Origin of the sequence: Legionella worsleiensis (assembly GCF_001467535.1) — a bacterium.
GTDB lineage: Bacteria > Pseudomonadota > Gammaproteobacteria > Legionellales > Legionellaceae > Legionella > Legionella worsleiensis.
Genome location: NZ_LNZC01000004.1, coordinates 1 through 23,498, shown reverse-complemented (window position 1 = coordinate 23,498; position 23,498 = coordinate 1). Strand labels below are relative to the sequence as shown.

Genomic DNA, 23,498 nt, shown 5'->3' with positions numbered 1-23,498 from the left:
TAAATTAAAAAGAATTATTTGGCGATACTATTGCGTCATCATCTGCTTTTGGAGAAAGCCAATCATGAAGCAGTTTCTCTTTTTTTTCTGCTATTTTTCGCTGGGAGAGAGTGTTTTCACCCCGACTAAACAGGCTGTTGCGAACGCACTCGGAACGTAATCGGTCACAAACTTTACTGACTATATACTCCCAACTTTGTTGCGTTTTTTCACTTAAGTGTTCGTGTCTTAGCAATTCCGATTTCAGCTTATCCAGAAGAGAATTCGGTGAGTGTTCCAGATGATAGGCTCTGTCTATAAAGGTTTTTAATACTGCATCAGCATCATCACATCCTTGAAAACTGTTCTGGGAAATCAAACTGTTGATTTTATGCGTTCTTTTACTCTCGACAATTCCACCGTGATCGCTGTGATAGCTTGATAAAATAATACCGCCACGGTGAAATCTTTGTATGATTTCTTTAAAGGCATCATCGCTACCCGAACCATCAACCATCAGCCGAATCAATAGTTCGTAAAAGCGTTTTAAATTTAATGTATTGGGCTGTTCTTCATCATCAAGAAGAGCAATTTGATCAATACGTTGATCTACGGCATGTTGAAACCTCCGCAAGGAGTCTTCGGTCGCAGAAGAATGACCAGTTTGGCTAGCTAGCGACATTCCTGCTGTGGCAACGCTTCCTGCGACCAGATTGCTTTGTGCCAGTTCGTTTACATTAGCCGAGCAGCCATTAGGTTGAGACATGGCGCGTAATTCAAGTACTAAAGCTTCATCGGGTCTTGGATGAAGACACAGGATCTCCATAATTTTGGCTACAGACAATGAAGTATCCAAACCCATTACAGAGGCTTGTAATAATAGTTTGGTGATTGTCAAGAGCATGCTGGAAACGCAATCGGTGCCTATACCCGTTATCAAACTGCTTTCGGAACCGCAATCTTGTGATGACTGGGCGCTACTGTGGACGGGCTTTAGAACCAGTTCTTTATCTATGAGATGGACCAGTTCCCTTAATGAATCAACACTTCCAGCAGAGGACAAGGGGGCAACGGGTAAAAGTGCGGAAAGACTTAACATGGCTGCGCTGCAGTGGCTGAATACTGACGTCATGGCTCGTATTAAGCTGCGTTGTGCCGTATGCATATCCAATCCGTCCTGAAGCAAATTAGGCCTTAATTCCATTTCGCTGGCTACATTCTTGAGCGATACCCCTAAATGCGATAGGGTTAACCGTAAAGCCGAAATGGCATGGCTAAAGTGCGCCTCTTGTCCAAGGGCGCTGTCTTGCGTTATTGCTTCATGAGCGAACAACGCCTCTTGATAGGTTAACTCCCCTGATTTTTGTGAGAATAACGTGATTTTTTCTTTATCAAGAAGCGTAAGAGAGCGGCTTAAGCAGATTTCGAATAATTCTTCACACAATAAAGACACGGCACAAGATGCAACGGTATTGGTTGCTATAGACTCAGCGGACAGTTGAATGGTTGAGCTGTGTTTAATAGGATCTCTCATGTGCAGCATTTCGTCTTTAAAGTTGATAGTAAATGCCTGGATCACGTTTAATGATTCGCTGATGACTTGGCTGATAATGCTTTGCGCAGAAATGCCTTCATGTTTCATTTCATCCTGGATCACACTGGCTTTTTTTGCAACGACTATAGATTTTAAAACGGGTGTAATGAGTGCGCTGTGAGAGCTTAATGCCGCAGTAATACTGGATTGTGTTACTTTAGCCAATTGTGATGCCATTGCTTCGTTCAGTCCAGGGATGGGATTATGATGTGCTTCTGCATCTCGCAACACTTTAGCTATTTGACCATGTAATCGAGGCATCATTGCATCCGACACAAGGGCACTGTCTGAATATCCTGGAGCGGGTATTTGTTTGTCGTCTTCCAATACAGCCAGTTCTTCTGCGACCATGCGACGCAGCATCTCTTTTAAAGCTCCTGAATGACATAATGCTACAGTTAATGAACGAGAAAACGCAGCTTCAGCCAAGCTGTATGTGGCATGCGAGCTGGATTGAGCCGCTGAAGAGGAGTCTGCCGATTCCTCTGCAAGCCTTGTGGTGTTACAGGCAAAACTGAGATTGGATTTACATCCATTATCGAGTTGTGTTTTGTCAACACCATCACTGGCTCTTTTTAAAGCAAGACTGTAGCGTAATCCGCCAAATAATGCGCTAACACTGATGCCGCTTTGTAATCCTACAAGTGCCAGTGTACCCAAAGAACCTAACAAAAATCCGGTGCTATTGGCTTGAGAAAAGGCTATGGTGGATTGACCTGCTGAATCTAAATCATTTCGTTCCATATGGGGCTGAATAAAATTGCGGTAGGAGCGATGAGTTAATACTACTTTTTCCATCACACTATGCAGATGCTGATTCAGTGACAGTTGCTCAGATACAGGGCCTGTTCCGCTAAGTTGGGCACTTTCCTGATTAGAGTGCAGGACGGATTCTGCATACTCTTTAGCCCTGAGTCGCTCTGCTTCATCAAGCTGGAGCGGGGCGCTAGGGCTTTGCGCCAAAGTCCGGAGCTCCCGCAAAGCAGAATACATGCCGGCAACCACGTTTAAGGAAGCAATCAGTGAGCCTGATGTAATGGCTTCACCCATTCCCAAGACGACAGGAGCGGATACACCTAATTGCTCGCAGCGCTCAAGCCTTTTTTGCAGAGCACATACTCGGGATAACAGTTCATCCAAATCTGCACCGGTCATCTCCTTGCGGGTTTGTAACACGACCTTGCTTTCGGCGCCGCTTCCCTGATCATTGCGGGTAAAGTCGGTGCTGCCGCTTAATTCACGCGCAATCACGCCAATAAAACCGGGAATAAGACTTGATCCGACCAGCAATGCGGAATGACTGCGCATGGTACCTATGGCGCTTGAGGCAATCAATTCATGTCTTGGGGTTTCGTGCAGTAGGGCATCAATATGCTCAATCGCTTTATCAACCTGATGACAAAAATCAATAATATGCTGCGAGTGATGCACCGCATCGCCTCCAGAGACATCTTTGATAAGACTTGCTTTAGCCGCAGACTCTTGAGTATTTTGCGAAAATTCTTTTTTATCTTGCGTTAAGGCGTGTTCTGCTGCAGTGACGGCCAGCACGGAAGAATTGACTGCCTGTAGTGATTTTATAAAAGGCAAAGAGGTTATCATTCGGATGAATACCGACAATGCTGGGCTGGTAACACTATGGTGTTCTTGCATTTCTGCAGCATGTTCAAAGTTTAAAAGCGCCTCTTCAAGCCTGCGCAGAGCCATTAATGATTCGTTACTGTTCTTGCTTTGAAAAAAGGCAGCACAACATTCCTGGAAGATCTGATAAACATTATGTTCTCTGGGTTGACTTGATTCTTCATGGCTAAAAACAACCGTAGCACTCAATTCACGGAGGGCTGCACCAAGAGTATCTACTACAAAAGCCATAAGGCTGGCTGTGCCCAAAGAACTTGCCGCCGCACTGTTGGCACTGAATTTGGCCAACAGTTTGTGGGATTTTGCCGCACTGTCTTGGTGCGCAAAATCACGACCAATATTTTGATTCAATTGATCTGTTATATGATGTATGTTCGCCCATAAGGCATGAGTATTCGCCGACAATCCATTGTGTTTGTCTTTAAGTTCTTGGGCTCTGTCTAGCGTAGAGGCTCTTTGTGTTTGTGAAAACGGTTTGTAATCATCAATTGAATGTAAAAGCCCTGCAATACACGCTTTGACGTCCAGAGGTAATTGCGCAGTATGGCAAGCGGTCATCACCGGCCCAAGCAAAGCGCTTTCAACAGCAGATGCGGCACCTTGATGTATTAAACCAAGCAAGCCTTGAAGATCATCGGGAAAGAGGTTTAACCCTGGAATCTGTTCATTGCGAAATTGGCCATTGCCATCACATAAAATATTGAGTGCTTGCAGCAGTGAATTGCGTTGTCCCATATTACTTTCTTGCAATACTCTGGATGATATGCGTCCTGATTGTTGGGTACCCGCAAGAGCACCGCTAATTGATGAACCCACAGTTCCGGGTACAGCCGAGGTAGTCATGAAACATGGTGCTGAAAGGTTTTCTCTTGGCATGATAATAACGTCCTGTAATTAACATTAGAAGAATGACAATAAATTGAAGCGATTAGCAGACAGCGAGGCTGAAATCATCTGAGTTCGCACTCACCAGGTTTTATCCTGTATCCGACATGCAGATAATGATCTCTTTTCTGATGTCAGGCTTTATTTTTCTCCGCTAACGCAATAAATTGCAAAATTAAATTGATATTCACCCTGATACAGATTTCGACATTCAGCGTCAAAATACTGAACCATGGCTTCATTAAGCTCTTTGATCTCTGTTTCGGCTAATTGCCCTTGATAAAATGCAATCCCATTGACGAACTTGCGAAATACATCCAGTTCAGGCAAAACCAATGTTTGCTGTAATAACTCGATATTGAGTTTTGAGCATTTTAAGGGTTCAAGTTGCTGATTAAGATTAATTAATTGTGAGTAGTTTATTGGCGGTTTAAAATCAGATAGTGCACTGTATCTGCCAGAATCTCTTAGTGCATAATAGCTCTTGATGAAGGGATCATCGCCTGATGGAAACAACGTAAAAAATGTGCCGCCTTTTTTTAGAGCGTTAATGATATTTTCAAATGATTTAAAAATATCAGTAGTCCATTGAAGGCACCAGAATGACACAACGAAATCAAATTGCTCTTTGAAATTCATGCTTGTGACATTGTCTTTTTTGATTGCAAAGTTGGGGTATTCTGCAGTGACTTCTTGTGCCAATTTGAGCATGTTTTCTGATGGATCAACACCCAATACCGAACCTTGTGGTACTTTTTTAAGAATTTTTCGTGAGTAGGCTCCATTACCACAACCAACATCCAGCACGTTATCTGTTGGCGCCAGGTTAAGATGAGGAAGATACTGATCGGCGACTAATGCCTGAATATAAGAGCCAACTGCGTAATCATGCGCTGGCCAATCGCTCTGTGACATAATAACTCCATTTAGTTAACTGCCGATTTTTGATTCGTGATTCCGTAAACAACCAAAAAATAATATAGCTCTTAATGAACTGTAATGTCTATTATTTTTAGGTTGACGCTTGGTACACTTCTCATTTTATTGTCTTGCATATTGTATTGAAGAATAGGGTATAGTTTGCAATCATTGTTTGTCATGAATTCTGTTTAATTCTTCGTGCCCTGGTGCCGAGAGTTATCTATTGTCGAGGCATTTAAATGAACTTTTTAACAAATAAAATTGTCTTAATTACTGGTGCATCCAGTGGTATTGGTGAGGCATGTGCGCATTCATGTGCCGCAAACGGAGCGCACCTTATTTTAAGTGCAAGGCGAACCGAGCGTTTGGACGTTTTGGCTCATGAGTTGAATGAGCGTTATCAAAATCAAAATCACGTTGTCCCTCTCGATGTCAGGGATAAAGAACAGGTCAAAAATCAGTTAAATTCCTTACCGACACAGTGGCAGGCTATTGATGTTTTGATCAATAACGCAGGACTTGCCCTGGATACTTTGCCTATAAACCAAGGTGTTGAAACGCATTGGGATACCATGATTGATACAAATATTAAAGGATTGCTTTACGTCAGCAGAGAGGTGATTCCGGGAATGCTCGCCAGACAGCAGGGTCATGTTGTTAATATTGGGTCTATTGCGGGTCATGAATGTTATCCTAATGGAAATGTTTATTCCGCAACAAAACATGCCGTTCATGCTCTATCAAAATCCATGCGATTGGATATGCTTGGCAGTGGTGTCAGAGTAACAGAGATAGCTCCGGGAGCTGTCCATACCGAATTTAGTGAAGTACGCTGGAATGATAAAAAAAGAGCACAGGATTTTTATAAAGAATTTCAGCCTTTATTGGCAGATGATGTTGCTGATGCAGTACTTTATTGCATCACTCGACCTCAGCATGTCGATATTGAACAGATGATCATCATGCCTACTGTGCAAGCGTCTGCTAATCATTTATACCGTCATCCTCGTTCTGAGTAATTCAGAACGGATCCTGGGATTTACGTGGCGAATAAATTGGTCATATCTCATTGTTTTTAATGACGTTTTATTGGTGAGCCCGGTATTTTTTGTATAAATATTTGCCAATTTTGATTTCGGTGGTCTATGATTAAGACATATAGGTAATGACTGATCCTGACTGAACCAGTAAATAATCCCACGAGAGGGGGTTGCTTTGAAGAGTGGTGTGTAAGCCTGTTTTGAGCAGGAAACCTTAAGCTCTGCATATACCTCCGTTTTATTTTCAGTTGCGGCTCAGATTTCGGGGAGTCGTTGCCTGTACTTAATTAACTCCCATTATTATACTTCAAACAGCCTGTGTTCTATTTGCATGAACATGGGCTTTTTAACTGATGATATTACTTCTCTTAATCTCTTCAATATAAATTTTATATGAATTATGAATAGGTTAGTTGCATTTTGACTTCTTTTAGGGCTCTATCATTTGAGCAATATTGATTCATGATGTATAATTAAGATGCGACAATTGTGCTGGGAAGCGATCATGAACAAGTTAATGCTAACTCTGGTTTTAAGTATTCCATTGTTGTTACTTAACGGTTGTGTGGTAGAGACTGTTTCTATAGATACCGTGGCTTATGACCCTGGTTACAGTAATGACTATGTCTATTCTGTCGGTTACTACAATAACAGACCTTACTGGGGAAATAACTATTATTATTCCAGCTATTGGGTAGATAATTACGGTTATTGGGGTGGCGGTTACTACAATGGATTTTAGGATATCTGAATATATAATATCTGTGCCAATGAACTGCTCTGGTTAACAGTAATTCATTGGCAACTTAACAAACATTACTCTGCTTTAGATTATTCTTTCGCTCGTGAAACGTATTCGCCCTTACGAGTATCCACTTTAATTAGTTCACCTGTTTGCACAAACAGAGGCACGCGAACTACCGCTCCTGTTTCCAGTTTTGCAGGTTTACCGCCACCGCCAGATGTGTCCCCTTTTAAACCGGGATCGGTTTCAACGATTTCTAAAATAACAAAAGTTGGAGGTAATACTTGTATGGGTTCATTGTTCCATAAAGTGACTATGCAAATATCTTGCTCTTTTAACCACAGTGCCGCATCTGCAAGAACCGCTTCATTTATCGCATACTGTTCGAAGTTGTCAGGAACCATAAAGTGCCACTGTTCCCCGTCATTATAAAGATATTGCATTTCCATATCTGCCACGTCAGCAGACGGTAGGGTATCACCTGATTTGAAGGTACGTTCTACAACTCTTCCTGTTTTTAAATTGCGAATTTTAACGCGGGTAAAAGCCTGGCCTTTTCCCGGTTTAACAAATTCACAGTCAAGAATGCTGCAAGGAGCATCATCTACCATTACTTTTAAGCCATTTTTAAATTCATTAGTGCTATAGATTGCCATCTGTGCTCCATAGTTGAGATTTTGCTGTATTTTCGCTAAAGTTCGCACAGTTTATCAAGTCTGTATAATTAATGCGAGATACCTCTTTGAGTTGGCAAAAAAAATTAGCGCAAGGGTTCACTAACGCTTCTGATTTATTATCGTATCTGGAATTGCCTGATAGCTTGGGAAGCCTGGGAGCTGAAAAGGAGTTTGTATCACGAATTCCCTTGAGTTTTGCTCGCCGGATGCAAAAAGGTAATCCGCAAGATCCCTTATTGTTACAGGTTCTGGCCTTAGAGGATGAGTTGGTCATTAATGAGGCCTATACTGTAGATCCTCTTGATGAATCGCATACCAACCCCTTAAAAGGGCTAATTCACAAGTATCATGGGCGGGTATTACTTACGGTCACTGGGGTGTGTGCGGTTAATTGCCGTTACTGCTTCAGAAGGCATTTCCCTTATCAGGAAAACAATCCCGGTCGCAATGGATGGAAAGAGATTTGTGCTTATATCGCCAATGATCCATCAATAACCGAGGTTATACTGAGTGGGGGCGATCCTTTGCTTGCCTCTGATTTGGTGTTAAACGAATTAATCAAACAATTAGACTCTATTCATCATGTAACAACTTTGAGGATACACTCTCGAGTTCCTGTTGTCTTTCCTGAGCGCATAGACCCTGATTTTCTGGCCATTTTAGCGTCAACACGTTTAAAAAAAGTTGTAGTATTGCATTGTAATCATGAGCAAGAGCTGGATGATAGCGTCTATAAAGCCTGTACTGAACTCAAGAACGTCGGGTGTTTGTTGCTTAATCAGAGCGTTTTATTAAAAGGCATCAATGACGATCCTAATATTTTAGCTGCATTAAGTCATGCTTTGTTTGCCGGTGGTGTATTACCTTATTACCTTCATCTGCTTGATAAAGTGAAGGGAGCGACTCATTTTGATATACCGTTTGTAAGAGCGCAAGAAATTTATCAGCAGCTACAAAGTGTGTTGCCCGGTTATTTAGTACCCCGGCTTGCAAGAGAAGAACCGGGTAAGTTGAATAAAACGCTCATTTTTTAACTGGCGTTTAGTGTTTTTATAACAACTTTGAGGGTTGATTATATGGGGATGTCTTTTTCTTCATAAAGTTCTATCAATTTTTCCTGAGCGCAGTGATTGCCTTGAGTGGTCGGTTTATAGGTGCCATCGCTTTGCATTTCCCAGATATTACTGTTGTCTTTAAGGTAGTTTTTCAAGATTTCATTTTTGACGCGCTTTTTACACTCCTCATCAAGTATAGGAAACATAATTTCTATACGATGATATAAATTGCGCTCCATTAAATCAGCACTGGCGCAAAAAAAATGCTCTTCTTCATTGATTCTAAAGTAGAAAATTCTATGGTGCTCGAGAAAGCGGCCAATAAAGGATAGCACTCTGATGTTTTCAGAAACCCCTGGCATTCCCGGTTTTAAACAGCAGACCCCTCTAACCAGAAGATTAATCTTTACTCCTGCTTGTGATGCTTTGTATAGAGCCTGAATCATGACTTTATCGGTAAGTCCATTGACTTTGAGCATAATTTCACAGTCTTTACCTTCGGCCACAGCCGCACTGCATTGTTCTATATAATGCAGGAGTGTTTTTTGCAGCGTAAAGGGAGAATGGCTAAGCGCCTTTAATTTAACAACTTTTCCTAACCCGGTTAACTGTTGAAAAATTAGATGCGCATCGGCTGTAATTGTTGGTTCTGCGGTTAACAATCCCAAATCAGTATAGCGTTTGGCGGTTTGTTCGTGATAATTTCCAGTGCTTAAATGCACATAACGTTTTAACTTACCGTGAGTTCTTCTGACCACCAGCGTCATTTTTGCATGAGTTTTGTATCCCACAACACCATAAAGCACCAGAATGCCTGCTGCATGCAGTTTATTAGCCATTTTTAAATTGGATTCTTCGTTAAAACGAGCACGAAGTTCGATAATAGCGGTTACTTCTTTGCCAGAGTGTGCGGCATTCACCAGCGCATCGACGATTACCGATTCAGGGTGCGTTCGATAAAGTGTCTGATTAATTGCCAAAACATTAGGGTCAGATGCGGCTTGCCTGATAAAATCAATAACCAAATCAAAACTTTGGTAAGGATGATGTAATAAGATATCCTGCTCATCAAGAACATTAAACAGATTTCTATGGGTCTTGGGAAGCTTAGGGTATTGAGCGTTAAAAACAGGATAATTAAGGTCCGGTCTGTCTATACTGTTGATGGCTGACATGTAGCGCTGAAGATTAACAGGGCCATCGCAGTAGTAAGTATCTTCATGACGCAGATGATATTTTTGTAAAAGAAAATCCACAATTTTTTCAGGGCATTTTTGCTCAATCTCTAAGCGAACGACATGCCCGTAATGACGAGAAAAAATTTCTCTTTGCACTGCTTTGGCCAAATCATCAATTTCTTCTTCTCTCAAAAACAGATCGCTATTTCGTGTCAGGCGAAAAGAATAGCATCCACTAATCTCCATCCCGGGAAATAAGCTGTTGACATGAGTTTTGATGATAGAAGATAAATAAACGAAATAATGGGCATCACCACATAATTCCGAGGGCAAATGAATCATTCGAGGAATAGAGCGTGGGGCATGCACTACAGCATAATCAATACTACGGTTAAAGGCGTCTTTGCCGCTTAACGAAATAATAAAGTTAAGACTTTTGTTGATTAATCTGGGTAGAGGGTGAGCTAAGTCCAAAGCAATGGGGCTCATAACGGGCATTATTTCATTTTTGAAGTAGTGTTTTGCCCATAAATGAATGTCATCAGTCCACTGATGTGTCTCAAGAAAATGAATATTTTCTTTACGTAAAGCGGGTAATAGTTGTTTATTGAATATACTGTAAAGTTGGTCTATTAAAAGATGGGCTCTTTGGCTTATTTGGCTAAACGCTTCGTCTGCACGCAAACCATCAATAGTCAGCTTGCTGGAAGACAGAGCAATTTTTTCTTTAAGCCCGGCAACACGAATTTCAAAAAATTCGTCAAGATTACTGCTGCAAATACTCAAAAACCGCATGCGCTCTAACAAAGGAACACGTTCATCATTTGCCAGCATGAGTACTCGTTCGTTAAATGCAATAGCAGAAAACTCTCTATTGATATAATATTCTGGATTATCCAGAGTAGTATCCAAGGCGAACTCCATCTTCTTCTTTATAAATCAGGTTAGAGCTTAATCCACAAAAACTCAACCCATCAATGCGTTTTAGTATTCATTTCACTGTCATTTCGCCCTTAATTACCCCTGCTTTTGGCATTAAGTACTTTTGACGATTCAAAGAGATGGTCTCAACGTACTAAAAAAAAGCATACAGCGATGAATCCCAGAAAACCATAAAACGGTGACACATTCCAAACAGCCAATACGATAAAAAATAAAATAGTAATCAGCGCTATAGGTATGGAATAATGCATGTTAATGACGCCCTGGGCTACAGAAAAAGTAGCTGCAGCCAACAGCGCTAATGCGCCATACTGAACTGAAACCATAATTTTTCGTGTTATTGGCCCGTTATGTGTGCTTAACCAATGATAGCCCAGAACGGCCATAATCAAGCCTGGCAAATTGAGGCACAGTACAGCAAGAATCAATCCTAAAGCCCCGCCGGCTTTATATCCTATCAGAGCTGATAATTTTACTGCGGTTAATCCAGGAAATAAAAAGCTCGTTCCTAACATGCGTATAAATTCATCATTTTCTACCCAATGTCGGTAATTAACTGCCTCGTATTCCAAAAGCTTTAGCATAGAATTGCCACCACCCAAAGAGATGATGCCAATTTTTCCAAAGCTGTATATTATGTTTAATAATGTTTTTATCATGATTTAAGGATACTTTTCAGGAATAACACGTATTCGCAGGATGTCTGCTTGCCCAGCATCTGTTCACTGATATACTCTACCAAGGACAGGGATTTGCCTTCAATACACGCACTAAAATAGATGTTTTGATTGACCTCCAGGCGAGCCAGCTCCAGTTTTATATGTGGTGTGGTGTGAAACTTATATATAAATGCTTCCTTTTTGACAAAGACTTCTATGCCTTTTTTTCGTGCGTTCTGCGCAATAGAATTTAAATAATCGACGGCAAGATGGTTTCCCTTATCGGGCATGTTATGCAGCGCATCCAGATTTATTTTTGTTCCAAATCCAGTTGCTGAGGCAGTTTCTTTGAGTATGGGCTTATACCATAACTCATTGCGTCTGAGTTTAATATTCAGGTTAGAATCAGGGAGAATATAGTAGGTATCTTCTTTGTGTTTTTGCTGATAATTGGCCAGGTCCAATAATGCCTGATCGATACACGTTAAATGGATGATTTCTTGTTCCGTCCAAAAAAAACGACGCTCCCATTTTACGTCACTCTGATCATCCGCAGCATCATCGGACAACAGAACAGGGTTGTTGGCTGAAAATTCAAAATTCCAAACTAGTCTTTGGGTCATGCTCTAATCGCCTCTTAAAGAGAATATTATGATACTCGCAAAATTAAGTGTAAAGGGTATATACTAGTTATCAACCCTGCAATAATAAAAAAGCAAAGGAAGGTATCGTTATGGCATTATTACTTTTTTTAGTCTATTTGGTTTTTACTCTTGTAGTGCTATACAGAGCCATAAATCCGCTGATATGGGAAATTGGCAGCGTTGGTTATTTGATTACGGCGACTTTTGGTTTTGGTCTTCCATGGATAGCAGGAATAGTGCTGTGGACAGTTATCGTTCTTGCCATCGTTATCGTTCAATTTGAGCCAGTGCGTGCATTTATCGCAGAATTTTTATACCGAACTGCAAAAAAATCGATTCCTAAACTATCCAAAACTGAAGAGCAAGCATTAAACGCTGGCGATACTTGGTTAGAAAAGGATATTTTTACCGGTACACCCGACTGGGACAGATTATCTAAAATAAACACCGAACTTTCCGCAGAAGAGCAATCATTTCTTGATAATGAAACCCAGGTTTTATGCAATATGCTTGATGAATGGGAAATCAGTCAGGAGCATGATTTACCAGCAAAAGCATGGAGCTACATTAAAGAAAAAGGTTTTATGGGGTTGGTGATACCTAAAGAGTTTGGCGGTAAAGGTTTTTCGGCTCGTGCTCACTCGGATATTGTGATGAAATTGGCGACCCGTTCAGGAGTTGCTGCAGTGACCGTTATGGTACCTAATTCTCTGGGCCCAGGCGAGTTACTTAATTTTTACGGAACTGAAGAGCAAAAAGCATACTATTTACCACGACTTGCCAGAGGAATTGAGGTTCCTTGTTTTGCGTTGACAGAACCAGGAGCTGGCAGTGATGCGACTTCTATCCAGTCTGAGGCTGTAGTCGTTAAAAAGAAAATTGAAGGCAAAACCGTTTTAGGTTTGAATATTACCCTGGACAAACGTTGGATAACCTTGGCTCCGGTGGCTACCTTAATCGGCCTTGCCGTTAATCTGAAAGACCCTGATGGTTTATTGCAAGGTGAGGGAGAAGAAGGGATTACCTGTATACTGATTCCCAGAGACACAGAACATTTGGAGATAGGCAACAGGCATCTGCCCGCAGAACAACCTTTTATGAATGGTACCATCCGTGGCAAAGATATTTTTGTGCCCATAACCTCAATTATCGGAGGTCAAAAAAATGCGGGTTCTGGTTGGCAAATGTTGGTTGAATGTTTATCTATAGGGCGTTCTATTTCTTTACCTGCTCTCGGTGCGGGCTCTTCTTCAGTATCCTATCTGTCATCAGGCGCTTTTGCGCGCATCCGTCGTCAGTTTAATGTTGAAATTGCGCAGTTTGAAGGTATAGAAGAGAAGTTAGCTGAAATCGCCGGCTTAAATTATTTAATTAACGCAACTCGTTTATTGACCGTAGCAGCGGTAAATGAGCATAAAAAACCTTCAGTCGCTTCAGCAATTACTAAATATTTCAATACAGAGCTTGCACGAACAGCCGTTAATTCGGCTATGGATGTGCATGCAGGACGTGCTGTAGTCATAGGCCCTCGTAACTATTTGAATAATTTTTATCAAAGTCTTCCTATCTCCATTACTGTGGAGGGTGCTAATGTGATGACTAGAAACCTGCTGATTTTTGGCCAGGGATCTATGGCTTGTCATCCCTATATTCGTGACGAATTTTATGCTGTTGCGGCCGAAAATAAAGAAGCATTTGGTGAAATAATCTGGAAGCATATTCACTATTTTATGCAAAATCTGGCTAAAACGGTGTGTTCTGCTTGGACTGGCGGGTTATTTATCTCTGTTCCTCAAAGTTCAATGAAACGGGAATACAAGCGCTTGGCTCGGTTGAGCCATGCTTACGCCTGGCTTGCTGATTTCTCTTTGATTTATCTGGGTGGTGATTTGAAGAGAAAGGAACGTGTTTCCGCACGCTTAGCTGACGGTATGTCTTATTTGTATATGGCTATGGCCGCTCTGCGCACTGTGCAGTTGAACCAGGAACACCCGGACGAGCAACTGCACGCACAATGGGCGGTTCGTTATTGTTTTTATCATGCGCAAAAATCCATGATTGCTCTCTGTCATAATTTCCCTTCACGTATATTAGGTTTTATTGCTCGTGTTTTGGCCTTTCCTTTTGGACAAACCATGCACTATCCCGGTGATAAACTGGAGCGAAAATTAGCGAAATTAATGGCTGGCAACAATCACTATCGTGAGCGTTTGAAAAAAATCGTCTTTTTAAGTGGTGATCCCCAGCAGCCAGTTGACCGTATGGAACACGCACTGCAGTTGATTATTCAAACTGAAGGACTTGCTGCAAAGGTCAATGATTTAAAACGCTATAAATTCGGCAAGCTCAAGGCAAAATTACAGGAAAAAGTCGAAAAAGGGCAATTAACGCAACAGGAAATGAATGAGTTGCTTGCTGTTGAAGATGCTCGTTGGGATGCCGTTTTGGTTGATGAATTCACCTTTGATTCTATGAAAAAGAAAACGTTTAATTCGGTTATTGATACCATCAAAACACCGTTTATGTAAAATTTACATTTTATTAACATTAGACAGATAAACCAGCTGCCTGAATCAGGGGGCTGGTTTGCTATAATAAAGGCAAAATACAAGTGAATGTTACTGATGTTTTTGCATTGCTTAAATGATTCTGTCAATTACATTACGGTAACCGCATTAGAGAGATTAAGAATATGGCCCAAAAACCACTGCCCCCTAAAGAAACTCTTTTACAGTGTATGAGTCTGGCAGGATCGTCAATCGAAGGAGCAGAGTATTTTGCCCAACAATTCCGCCAGCTTCTGATCGATACAAAAATGCTCAAAGAATGTCAGGATATTATGGACAAAGTGAATGAGTATGCCGAATTTGTGCGTCACAAACTTACCGCCAATACTCAACCCTGGTTGGGCGAACAGAGGTATTTAACCGATTTCCAGAACATGCAGGAAAATCTGGCAAGTGCAGCTGCACAAAAACTATCAGGTCAAATCGACAATTCAATCAATCTCGATATTGCATTCGGAAGCTCTGGTCAATTGTTGCGAGGATACAGTGCTGCTGACGGAAGTGCGCTGCCGTCAGAGCAAATTGCATCTTTGGATACACTGTTAACTGCCTGGTTTGCAAAGCAAAACAAGTTATCCAAAGACGGAACTATTTACGAAATTGATTACGATGGTGAGTTAATAACTGCTGCTAATGGGGCTCAAGTTCATGCAAATCGAGAGGATTTGATTAAAAAAATGATGAGCGAAGACGCTGGTTTTAAGACATACATGCAGGAAAAAGGGGTGAATATTGCCGTGCAATTGCACGATTATCCAGAGGAATATAGTGTTCCCGAAACGGTTCAAAGTGTTGAGCAAGTATCCCAAGCCGCCAAACAACCGGTTGCAGAAAAAACAAATGAAATTGAACCCACAATATCTCCCTCAGGTGGGATGTCTGCGGGGAGCTAACCGCATCTTCATAATACAAAGCGGTTGGTTATTGCGGTGTTCTAACCTATCAGGTGAGTAGCGCTGGAACTAGCTCCAGTGTTCCCTGGTCTGGGTTGATAACAAGGTAAATTCCCGGCTAGATGCTTCTATTTGCTGCCTTGAGTCGTTCCATAGAGCCTATGTCAAACCATTTGCCGTGATAGAGGAATCCCGTGGCTTTATTTTGTGACGCAAATTGTCTTAAAAGAGGGGTCAGCGAATATCGCCCTTGCTTGCATTGATGAAAAATCTGAGGATGGTAAACAGCAATTCCGGCAAAAGTAAATTCAGGATTGTCATTACACAGTTGATCCTGATTCACCAGGCTAAAATCTCCGTGATGGTTTAATTCAGGATTACTCTTGGTCAAAACCAAATGAATAAGCTGTTTTGTTTGCATATTGATTAGTGAAAAATCGAAATCAGTGTAAATGTCTGCATTGACTGCCAAAAAAGGAGTATTTCCCAGTAATGGTAAGGCGTTAACAATACCTCCGCCGGTTTCCAAACCTCCTGGCGGTTCAGGTGAATAGCAAATCGATACGCCATAACGGTGTCCATTGCCTAAATATTGCCTGATCTGGCCACCCAGGTACGCATGGTTTATGACCAGTTTCTCAAAGCCCGCCTTTGCCAGGTTAATGACGTGGTGTTCAATAAGCGGTTTGTTGTGAACCATACACAGTGCTTTGGGTTGACTATCAGTGAGTGGCTTTAAGCGCTCGCCTCTTCCTGCTGCAAGGATCATGGCAACTTTCATGGTAAAAAGACTCGCTTTTGGAGAAAATGAAAGAGAGGATGAAGTTCCTCATACATTTCGGCACATTCAAGAACGTAATTTAGAGTTAGCGGCAAATCATTTAAATAGCCGGGCTTATTGTCTCGTAAATACAAACGACAAAAAACGCCTAATACTTTTAAATGTCTTTGTACGCCACAAATATCAAAGGCTCTTATAAATTCAGAAAAACTATAGGTATCATGAGCGCATGGATAGTGTTCATAAAAAAAGCGAGTCCATTCCACAACCTTGTCTCTTGGCCACACGATATAACAATCCTTAAGCAGAGAAACTAAATCATAGGTTATAGGGCCAATCATCGCATCTTGAAAGTCAATAACTCCCAGCACCAGCTTATCGGTTTCGGCAAGTAACATCAAATTACGGGAATGATAATCTCTATGAATAAAGGTTAAAGGCTGCGTTGTCACCTGACTGGCAATCCATTCCATAGTCTGTTTGAGCATGAGTGATTCTTCATCCTGCAGATTTATATTAAGATAGGCTTTAAAAAACCACTCAGTACAAAGGGACATCTCATTGAGCATGAATTGTTTATTAAAAGCAGGTAATTGAGGATCGTCGAGAGAACATTTTTGCAGTTTAAGCAGAGCGTTTATTGCTTCGTGATAGTATTTATCTGCGGTATTTTCCCTAAGCTTTCCCAAAAGAAGCTGGTCGCCAAAATCACCAAGTAATAAAAATCCCTGTTCATGGTTTACTGCCAGAATTTCGGGGGTGTTCACTCCTGCTTGAGCTATTGTTTCAGCAAAATGCAAAAAGGGCTTTATCGCTTCTTTTTCGGGGGGAGCATCCATGACAATAAATGATTGGCCATTGTAGCGAACACGAAAGTACCGTCTAAAGCTGGCATCTCCTGTTAGGGCCTCTATATGGAAATCTTTCTGCGGAATAATGTCTTCCAGCCATACTTTCAGTGCGTTTTCTCGTTCATGCATGTTATACTTCCCAACTTTATTATCGGCTAACAATTGATATTCTCGGATTAAACGAGAGTAATTGTATGCATCATAAGGCATTTTGTTTGCAGTGAACATCAGGTTTTATAAGAAGCTTCTTAATTTTTTTTCACGAATCGTCTTATTTCGATACCGAGCCCATTGTTTTTTTAAAACTTCCCAAAAAAACATGCTGCAATTCTTGAATTCATCCAAATGGCTTTTAATTAGCGCAGGCCTTACAACACTATTAATGGCTCTGTTGATTTATCATGGCATGGCTTATTCTGCTTCGTTGATCTATGAACCTGTTCAAGCCTGCGTTGTTGCCCGAGATGTTGATTTAACCGATGCTATCCGAGCTAAATTTGCCCAATGTTTGGGGTGGCAAGCGGAGCAAAGTTCTCCTGTATGTCTTGGTTCTTACCAGCCAATTACTGTTACTCCTTTGGCAAATACCGATGAAGTACGTATTTTGGCCGACAGAGCTTCTTTTTACCGTGATAAACCCTCGACACTTTCAGGTCGTGTTGAAGTACAGCAAGGTCAACGTGTAGTTAATGCACAAACTGCCAATGTGTACAGGGACGCAAAAACCAATCAGGTTACAAAAATTGAGTTTTTGGGGGATGTTAAATATTTAGAACCCGAACGATTAATGATTGCACGTAAAGCAGTGATTAATCCTCAAGATAAATCAGGGCTAACGGAAGATGTTCTTTACCGTTTTAATATCTATCGTAATAATGCTCTTCTTCCTGCCTGGGGTAGGGCCAGTTTGATCCGACGTTTTGCGAATAAAGACTATCTGTTGCGTAAAGCGACATATACCACCTGTGCGCCTCAGGATAATGCATGGAATATTGAAGCCGAAACGCTGACTTTAGATGATGCAAAAGCAAAAGGCGTTGCTCGTAATGCAGTAATCCGAATTCGTGATTGGCCGGTTTTTTATACGCCCTATTTAAGTTTTCCTACCAATAAAGAGCGAAAATCAGGCTTTTTGATGCCGCTTACAGGATATTCAAATGTTGGCGGTTTTGATTTGGGGTTACCTTATTATTGGAACATGGCGCCTAACTATGACATGGTCATAGAACCGCATTTGTATTCCGAGCGTGGCGTGATGATGGGCGGGCAGTTTCGCTATCTGACTGGAAACAGTACAGGACAAATAGATGGCAGTTTTTTACCCGATGATAAAGCTTTTGGTACTTTTTTAAAGAATAACGAACTCCAATATCCCAGTCTACGTGGAAATTCAGCAAATCGTTGGTCTTTAGGTATTTTAAATAAAACTTATTTTACACCTGATGTGCAGATGAATATAAATCTGGAGCAGGTGTCTGACGATTATTATTTTCAGGATTTTAGTTCAAATCTGGTCATGATCACGCAAAGGCAGTTGCAACGTCAGGCTGATTTAATTTACACCACGGAAAATTGGACTTTTAAAGGAATGGGGCAAAGCTATCAAACTCTGCAGCCGGTTAATGAAATACGCCTTTCACCAGTTTATGAGCGTTTACCCCAGTTAATGGCCAATGGTTATTATTACGATTTACCGTTTAATGCCAACGTGAAAATTCTCGGTCAATATGATCAATTTCATTGGCCAGTGGAGCTATGGGAGCTGTCACCCTTAAGAATGCCTCAAGGACCTCGATTTCATCTTAATCCTGTAGTTTCAGTTCCTATGATGAGATCATGGGGGTACATTACTCCATCTGCTCAATTTGTGGAAAATTATTACAGTGTACAAGACAGCACGGTTTTGGGTTCATATCATCAGGATTTTAATCGTACTATTCCCCGATTTAGTGTAGACAGTGGGCTGTTTTTTGAGCGTGATGTATTGTTAAAGGGAGAGTCATATACTCAAACTTTAGAGCCAAGGCTCTATTATTTACGTGTTCCATTTCAAAATCAAACGCCTATTCCTGTTTATGATTCAGGATTTATGATATTTAATGCCGATCAACTGTTTAGAACCAACCGATTTTCTGGCTTCGACAGGATAGGTGATGCCAACCAATTGGCCTATGCATTGACTACTCGTTGGTTATCTGAAGAAACCGGAGCAGAGCGAGCTAATTTTACTATAGGTCAAATCAAGTATTTTTCAGAAAGAAAAGTACAATTATGTCAAAGTCCTACTGGTTATTGTGTTGATGATCCCAATGCTTTTGGAAATTTATCGTCAACATTCGGCACTTCACCTATTGCAACACGAGCTGTTTATCGCATTTCACCATTATGGGCTATAACGGGCGATTACATCTGGGATCCTGCAACAAGAGCAACAAATAATGCTGATTTAAACCTGCATTATCAACCCATACCCAATGCCATAATCAGTGGTGGCTATAGTTATTTGGTTAACGGAGATGTCACTGCGGTAAGAAATAATGGCACAGCAAATAATGCGTTGAATCAGGGCATTATTGCATATTCATGGCCATTAACTGAAAAATGGAGCAGTATTGGAGCTTATAGCCAGAATATTAGTAAAAACTACAGTATGATGTCTTTCTTTGGGGTTCAGTATGACAGTTGCTGCTGGGCGTTTAGAGTCATGGGAGGACGAACGTTTAAAAATTTAAATGGTAATTTTGAGCCTCAATATAATAACAATGTATATTTGCAATTATTACTAAAAGGATTAGGATCAGTGGCAAATAGTGATCCGTATAATATACTGAGCACCTACATACCAGGTTACAACGACCCATTCCGTCGTTGATTAGGATAGAATAAACCAAAGTTGCTTGTATTTTGATTAATAATAACCTAAATTGCGCAACAAAGAGTAGATGAGGATTAAGGCATGTTTAAAAAGTTGGCATTGTTGTGTGTTTTACTTTCAGGATTAAATTGTGCTGAGGGAAAACAGTTGTTAGACAAAGTTGTTGCAATTGTGAATGATGGTGTGATTACATCCAGTGAGTTGGATGCGCAGGTTGAATTATCCAGGAAACAAATAATTGCTCAAAAAATGCAAGTCCCCGAAGAGTCTGTTTTGCGTAAGCAGGTTTTGCAGCATTTGATAGATGTTGATTTGCAAATGCAACTCGCCAAACAACATGGAATTACCGTAGACACCACAGAGCTCAATGAAGCAATTGAACGAGTAGCCAAGATGAATAACTTAACACTGTCTCAATTACGTGAAGAGATTACCAAGCAAGGGATTACTTGGCAGGAGTACAGGCAAAATATACGTAAAGAAATGTTGATTAGTCGTTTACAACAAAAAGCCGTTGGTAAAGACGTTCAAGTAACCAAAGAGCAAGTAGAGCAGTATTTAAAAACTGAAAATACAATTGATTACTCATCGGTTACTTTTCATTTACAAAACATAGTCATCCCTTTGAGTGAAGAACCTACTTCAGAAGAAATTAAAAGCGCACGGGCAAATGCAGATAAATTATTGGCAAAAATAAGAAAAGGTGACGATTTCAGTCGATTGGCAATAGAAGAATCCAGTGGTGAATTGGCTTTGGAAGGGGGCGATTTGGGGGAGCGGCATTTAGCTGAGTTACCTGAAATTTTTGCTAAAGAAGTGGTTAAAATGAAAGTTGGTCAGGTTGCTGGGCCTATTCGTGCGAGTAATGGTTTTCAATTAATTAAATTGGTGGCCAAAGGAGGCGATAATCAGCATCATGTGGTAACAAAGACACACGTTCGCCACATACTATTAAAGCCCGATGCCAGCATGTTGCCTGCAGACTCATTGAAACAAGCTAAAAATATATACCAGCAAATCAAAGCTGGAAAAGATTTTGCGCTAATGGCAAAACAATATTCTTTAGATGCTGCGAGCGCCGTGAAAGGAGGCGATCTAGGTTGGGTCAGCCCAGGTGAGTTAGTTCCTCAATTCGAAAAAACAATGAATAATTTGCCACTCCATAAAGTAAGTCAACCAGTGAAAACTCAATTCGGCTGGCATTTAATTGAAGTGATTGCCCGTAAGCAAATAGATGATTCGGCATCATTCAAGCGTCAACAGGTCAGGCAGTTTTTACAACAACGCAAATTTGCAGAAGCAGTCCAAAATTGGCAACAACATTTACGAACAGAAGCATATGTGAATATCATCGATAAGGATTTAGCATGAAACCACTGCTGGTTAGCAGTGGTGAACCTGCAGGAATAGGTCCCGATTTATGTTTAGAGCTCGCAGCCTCTTCTATTCCAATTGTTGTTTTAGGTGATTTACATGTCTTGAAATCAAGGGCGATGCAATTATCAAAACCAATCAATTTTTATGAATATAATGCTGCCAAGGGAGTTAAAACGGAACAGGGATCTCTGACCGTTTTACCCGTGTCTTGCCCAGGTCAGGTTATTCCAGGGGAGCTAAATCCAGAAAATGCAGCGTACGTGATAGAACTTTTAACGCTTGGTGCAACCCTTTGTAGTCAGGGTGATTTTTCAGCACTAGTGACTGCTCCAGTACACAAAGCCAATATTAATTCTGCTGGTATTGCCTTTTCAGGTCATACCGAGTTTTTTGCTCAGTTTTTCAATGTCGATCAAGTTGTTATGATGCTTGCGTGTCAGACAATGAAAGTAGCACTTATGACGACACATCTTCCATTACGTTTGGTTCCAGATGCTATATCCCCCTCATTAATAATTAAAGTAATAACCATGCTTCATCATTCTTTAGCACATGACTTTGGTATTATAAATCCCATAATAAAAGTAGCTGGTTTAAACCCTCACGCCGGTGAGTCAGGATACTTGGGGCGTGAAGAAATAGAAATCATCAGCCCTTCACTGCTGGTATTGAGAGAGCAAGGGATTGATGTACGAGGGCCTCTGTCCGCAGATACCATGTTTGTTGAAAAAAATCAAGATGCCTGTGATGCCTATGTCGCCATGTACCACGATCAAGGACTGCCTGTACTTAAATATGCAGGTTTTAATCAATCAGTTAACGTAACGCTTGGTTTACCTATAATACGAACTTCAGTTGACCACGGCACCGCTTTGGAATTAGCGGGTAAAAATGCAGCGGATCACGGAAGTTTACTTGCCGCAGTGACTATGGCTGCTGAAATGGCTAAATCAAGGAATAGGGTATGAGCATTATTAGTTTAATCGCTGCTGTTGATGAGCAAGGCGGTTTAGGTTTTAACAATCAGTTACTCTGTCACTTGCCTGCGGATTTACAGTATTTCAAACAAATAACAATGGGCAAACCCATTATTATGGGAAGAAAAACTTTTGAATCTATAGGAAGACCATTGCCCGGAAGAGAAAATATAGTACTAAGCCAGTCTATGATGGAGATACAAGGCGTAACAGTGTTGAACTCGTTGGAAGAAGCAATAACATTAACCTCAGCGAACAGCGAAGTAATGATTATCGGGGGGGCTCACTTGTATTCTCAGAGCATAGGTCTCGCACAAAGAATTTATCTCACAAAAATACATCATAGTTTTCCTGCTGATGTGTTTTTTCCAGAAATCAATAAATCAGAGTGGTGCTGCCGAAAGGAGCAATTGAGACAGCACGATGAAATGAATCAATACGATATTACGTTTTTCGTTTATGAAAGGTTACACCCTTAATTAATAGTGCCGATGAATGGTTCCTATTTGTCCTTCCGGGACGGGTGATTTGATAATAATTTCCTGGGGTCTGCTTAACACCCGAAAAAAATCAGTAATTATCTCACGACCGGCATAAGATATATTACAGTGATTATAACCAGGCCATGTTTTTCCAGGCTGGATGCTTCCATTAAAAACGGTATGACATACATATAAAGGTTTATCATCAGTATCTCGCCCTATGGGAATTGCATTAAGTTGGTGTCGTTCCCAGCTAAAAGAACCAAAACTGTGTTGCTCAGGAATAGAGAACTGTTCGACTATGTATTCCTTGCCACCATAAGGAACATTACAACGATTATACCCTGCCCATGTTTTACCCGGTTGAATACTGTCAAATAGTTTGGCAATACACAAATACAGTACAGTCCCATTCGTATCCGTCCCAGTTCTTAACGCAGCAGCCAATGGTGAAACATTAGGTTGAAGCATAATGGAGTTGGCAAAGGAAGAGTGACTTAATATAAGTATCAAGACTAATAGAACAATGTTATTCATGTGAGATCTCTTAAAACAGATATGAAATAAGCATATATCAAGCAAAAAATATGTTCAACATGAGTAGTGCAAGATCGATATGGTTTAGAGTAAATTAATATTGAAAAAACAATAAAAAAAAATGCAAAAAGTATTTGACACTGATACGGAAATCAGTAGAATACGCATCACGCCTTCGGGGCGGGTTCATTAAGAAGA

At 40.8% G+C, this 23,498-nt stretch carries 18 protein-coding genes; 9 read left to right on the top strand and 9 right to left on the bottom strand.

Annotated elements, in window-relative coordinates; translation table 11 throughout:
• Positions 1-4: 4 nt before the first annotated feature.
• Positions 5-4,090 carry a hypothetical protein gene (locus Lwor_RS02690; RefSeq protein WP_058492366.1) on the bottom strand — a complete coding sequence of 1,362 codons (4,086 nt, stop codon included), beginning with the start codon at positions 4,088-4,090 and terminating at the stop codon, positions 5-7.
• A gap of 150 nt (positions 4,091-4,240) precedes the next feature.
• Positions 4,241-5,014 carry a class I SAM-dependent methyltransferase gene (locus tag Lwor_RS02685; RefSeq protein WP_058492365.1) on the bottom strand — a complete coding sequence of 258 codons (774 nt, stop codon included), beginning with the start codon at positions 5,012-5,014 and terminating at the stop codon, positions 4,241-4,243.
• A gap of 245 nt (positions 5,015-5,259) precedes the next feature.
• Here Lwor_RS02685 and Lwor_RS02680 point away from each other — a divergent pair, with 245 nt between their 5' ends.
• Positions 5,260-6,039 (top strand): SDR family NAD(P)-dependent oxidoreductase, encoded by a 780-nt coding sequence (locus Lwor_RS02680; protein ID WP_058492364.1) that lies wholly within the window; start codon positions 5,260-5,262, stop codon positions 6,037-6,039.
• A gap of 526 nt (positions 6,040-6,565) precedes the next feature.
• A complete protein-coding gene (locus Lwor_RS02675) occupies positions 6,566-6,802 on the top strand; it encodes a hypothetical protein (protein ID WP_058492363.1) in 237 nt (78 codons plus the stop codon).
• Positions 6,803-6,891: 89 nt separating this feature from the next.
• On the opposite strand, the gene efp is transcribed toward Lwor_RS02675, so the two are convergent.
• The gene (gene efp, locus Lwor_RS02670) at positions 6,892-7,461 is read right to left on the bottom strand and encodes an elongation factor P (protein ID WP_058492362.1); all 570 of its coding nucleotides are present in this window, start codon (positions 7,459-7,461) and stop codon (positions 6,892-6,894) included.
• Between the two features lie 71 nt (positions 7,462-7,532).
• Between efp and epmB the strand changes: the two genes are divergently transcribed.
• Complete coding sequence (gene epmB / locus Lwor_RS02665; protein WP_058492361.1) at positions 7,533-8,516, top strand: EF-P beta-lysylation protein EpmB; 984 nt, start codon at positions 7,533-7,535, stop codon at positions 8,514-8,516.
• Positions 8,517-8,554: 38 nt separating this feature from the next.
• On the opposite strand, the gene ppk1 is transcribed toward epmB, so the two are convergent.
• From ppk1 to Lwor_RS02650, 3 genes are all read right to left on the bottom strand, one after another.
• On the bottom strand, positions 8,555-10,627 hold the full coding sequence (ppk1, locus tag Lwor_RS02660; RefSeq protein ID WP_172458825.1) for a polyphosphate kinase 1: 2,073 nt from the start codon (positions 10,625-10,627) through the stop codon (positions 8,555-8,557).
• Positions 10,628-10,782: 155 nt separating this feature from the next.
• Positions 10,783-11,316, bottom strand: a complete 534-nt coding sequence (locus Lwor_RS02655; RefSeq protein WP_058492359.1) for a chromate transporter — start codon at positions 11,314-11,316, stop codon at positions 10,783-10,785.
• Positions 11,313-11,939, bottom strand: a complete 627-nt coding sequence (locus Lwor_RS02650; protein ID WP_058492358.1) for a hypothetical protein — start codon at positions 11,937-11,939, stop codon at positions 11,313-11,315. Before Lwor_RS02650 ends, Lwor_RS02655 begins: the two co-directional genes overlap by 4 nt.
• 110 nt (positions 11,940-12,049) lie before the next feature.
• Between Lwor_RS02650 and Lwor_RS02645 the strand changes: the two genes are divergently transcribed.
• Both Lwor_RS02645 and Lwor_RS02640 read left to right on the top strand, forming a co-directional pair.
• Entirely contained in the window at positions 12,050-14,488 is a 2,439-nt protein-coding gene (locus Lwor_RS02645) for an acyl-CoA dehydrogenase (protein WP_058492357.1), read from the top strand.
• A gap of 164 nt (positions 14,489-14,652) precedes the next feature.
• A complete protein-coding gene (locus Lwor_RS02640; protein WP_058492356.1) occupies positions 14,653-15,420 on the top strand; it encodes a hypothetical protein in 768 nt (255 codons plus the stop codon).
• Positions 15,421-15,538: 118 nt separating this feature from the next.
• Here Lwor_RS02640 and murU read toward each other — a convergent pair whose 3' ends face one another.
• Complete coding sequence (gene murU / locus Lwor_RS02635; protein ID WP_058492355.1) at positions 15,539-16,201, bottom strand: N-acetylmuramate alpha-1-phosphate uridylyltransferase MurU; 663 nt, start codon at positions 16,199-16,201, stop codon at positions 15,539-15,541.
• Positions 16,198-17,181 carry an aminoglycoside phosphotransferase family protein gene (locus Lwor_RS02630; protein ID WP_058492456.1) on the bottom strand — a complete coding sequence of 328 codons (984 nt, stop codon included), beginning with the start codon at positions 17,179-17,181 and terminating at the stop codon, positions 16,198-16,200. The genes murU and Lwor_RS02630 overlap by 4 nt, the downstream gene beginning before the upstream one ends.
• 253 nt (positions 17,182-17,434) lie before the next feature.
• Between Lwor_RS02630 and Lwor_RS02625 the strand changes: the two genes are divergently transcribed.
• The 4 genes from Lwor_RS02625 to Lwor_RS02610 all read left to right on the top strand — a co-directional run bounded on the left by Lwor_RS02625 (position 17,435) and on the right by Lwor_RS02610 (position 22,760).
• Entirely contained in the window at positions 17,435-19,924 is a 2,490-nt protein-coding gene (locus Lwor_RS02625) for an LPS-assembly protein LptD (protein ID WP_415582886.1), read from the top strand.
• Positions 19,925-20,008: 84 nt separating this feature from the next.
• Complete coding sequence (locus Lwor_RS02620; RefSeq protein WP_058492354.1) at positions 20,009-21,298, top strand: peptidylprolyl isomerase; 1,290 nt, start codon at positions 20,009-20,011, stop codon at positions 21,296-21,298.
• Positions 21,295-22,272 carry a 4-hydroxythreonine-4-phosphate dehydrogenase PdxA gene (gene pdxA, locus Lwor_RS02615; RefSeq protein ID WP_058492353.1) on the top strand — a complete coding sequence of 326 codons (978 nt, stop codon included), beginning with the start codon at positions 21,295-21,297 and terminating at the stop codon, positions 22,270-22,272. The genes Lwor_RS02620 and pdxA overlap by 4 nt, the downstream gene beginning before the upstream one ends.
• Positions 22,269-22,760 carry a dihydrofolate reductase gene (locus tag Lwor_RS02610; protein ID WP_058492352.1) on the top strand — a complete coding sequence of 164 codons (492 nt, stop codon included), beginning with the start codon at positions 22,269-22,271 and terminating at the stop codon, positions 22,758-22,760. Before pdxA ends, Lwor_RS02610 begins: the two co-directional genes overlap by 4 nt.
• Here Lwor_RS02610 and Lwor_RS02605 read toward each other — a convergent pair whose 3' ends face one another.
• Positions 22,761-23,300 carry a DUF3421 domain-containing protein gene (locus Lwor_RS02605; RefSeq protein WP_058492351.1) on the bottom strand — a complete coding sequence of 180 codons (540 nt, stop codon included), beginning with the start codon at positions 23,298-23,300 and terminating at the stop codon, positions 22,761-22,763. It abuts the gene before it with no gap.
• Positions 23,301-23,498: the final 198 nt, after the last annotated feature.

Coding starts and splice junctions, on each gene's coding strand:
- Lwor_RS02675 (WP_058492363.1), top strand. CDS start 6,566: ATGAACAAGTTAATGCTAACTCTGGTTTTAAGTATTCCATTGTTGTTA.
- pdxA (WP_058492353.1), top strand. CDS start 21,295: ATGAAACCACTGCTGGTTAGCAGTGGTGAACCTGCAGGAATAGGTCCC.
- efp (WP_058492362.1), bottom strand. CDS start 7,461: ATGGCAATCTATAGCACTAATGAATTTAAAAATGGCTTAAAAGTAATG.
- Lwor_RS02655 (WP_058492359.1), bottom strand. CDS start 11,316: ATGATAAAAACATTATTAAACATAATATACAGCTTTGGAAAAATTGGC.
- Lwor_RS02605 (WP_058492351.1), bottom strand. CDS start 23,300: ATGAATAACATTGTTCTATTAGTCTTGATACTTATATTAAGTCACTCT.
- Lwor_RS02640 (WP_058492356.1), top strand. CDS start 14,653: ATGGCCCAAAAACCACTGCCCCCTAAAGAAACTCTTTTACAGTGTATG.
- Lwor_RS02680 (WP_058492364.1), top strand. CDS start 5,260: ATGAACTTTTTAACAAATAAAATTGTCTTAATTACTGGTGCATCCAGT.
- epmB (WP_058492361.1), top strand. CDS start 7,533: ATGCGAGATACCTCTTTGAGTTGGCAAAAAAAATTAGCGCAAGGGTTC.
- Lwor_RS02630 (WP_058492456.1), bottom strand. CDS start 17,181: ATGCATGAACGAGAAAACGCACTGAAAGTATGGCTGGAAGACATTATT.
- Lwor_RS02685 (WP_058492365.1), bottom strand. CDS start 5,014: ATGTCACAGAGCGATTGGCCAGCGCATGATTACGCAGTTGGCTCTTAT.
- Lwor_RS02610 (WP_058492352.1), top strand. CDS start 22,269: ATGAGCATTATTAGTTTAATCGCTGCTGTTGATGAGCAAGGCGGTTTA.
- Lwor_RS02620 (WP_058492354.1), top strand. CDS start 20,009: ATGTTTAAAAAGTTGGCATTGTTGTGTGTTTTACTTTCAGGATTAAAT.
- murU (WP_058492355.1), bottom strand. CDS start 16,201: ATGAAAGTTGCCATGATCCTTGCAGCAGGAAGAGGCGAGCGCTTAAAG.
- Lwor_RS02690 (WP_058492366.1), bottom strand. CDS start 4,090: ATGCCAAGAGAAAACCTTTCAGCACCATGTTTCATGACTACCTCGGCT.
- Lwor_RS02645 (WP_058492357.1), top strand. CDS start 12,050: ATGGCATTATTACTTTTTTTAGTCTATTTGGTTTTTACTCTTGTAGTG.
- Lwor_RS02650 (WP_058492358.1), bottom strand. CDS start 11,939: ATGACCCAAAGACTAGTTTGGAATTTTGAATTTTCAGCCAACAACCCT.
- Lwor_RS02625 (WP_415582886.1), top strand. CDS start 17,435: ATGGCTCTGTTGATTTATCATGGCATGGCTTATTCTGCTTCGTTGATC.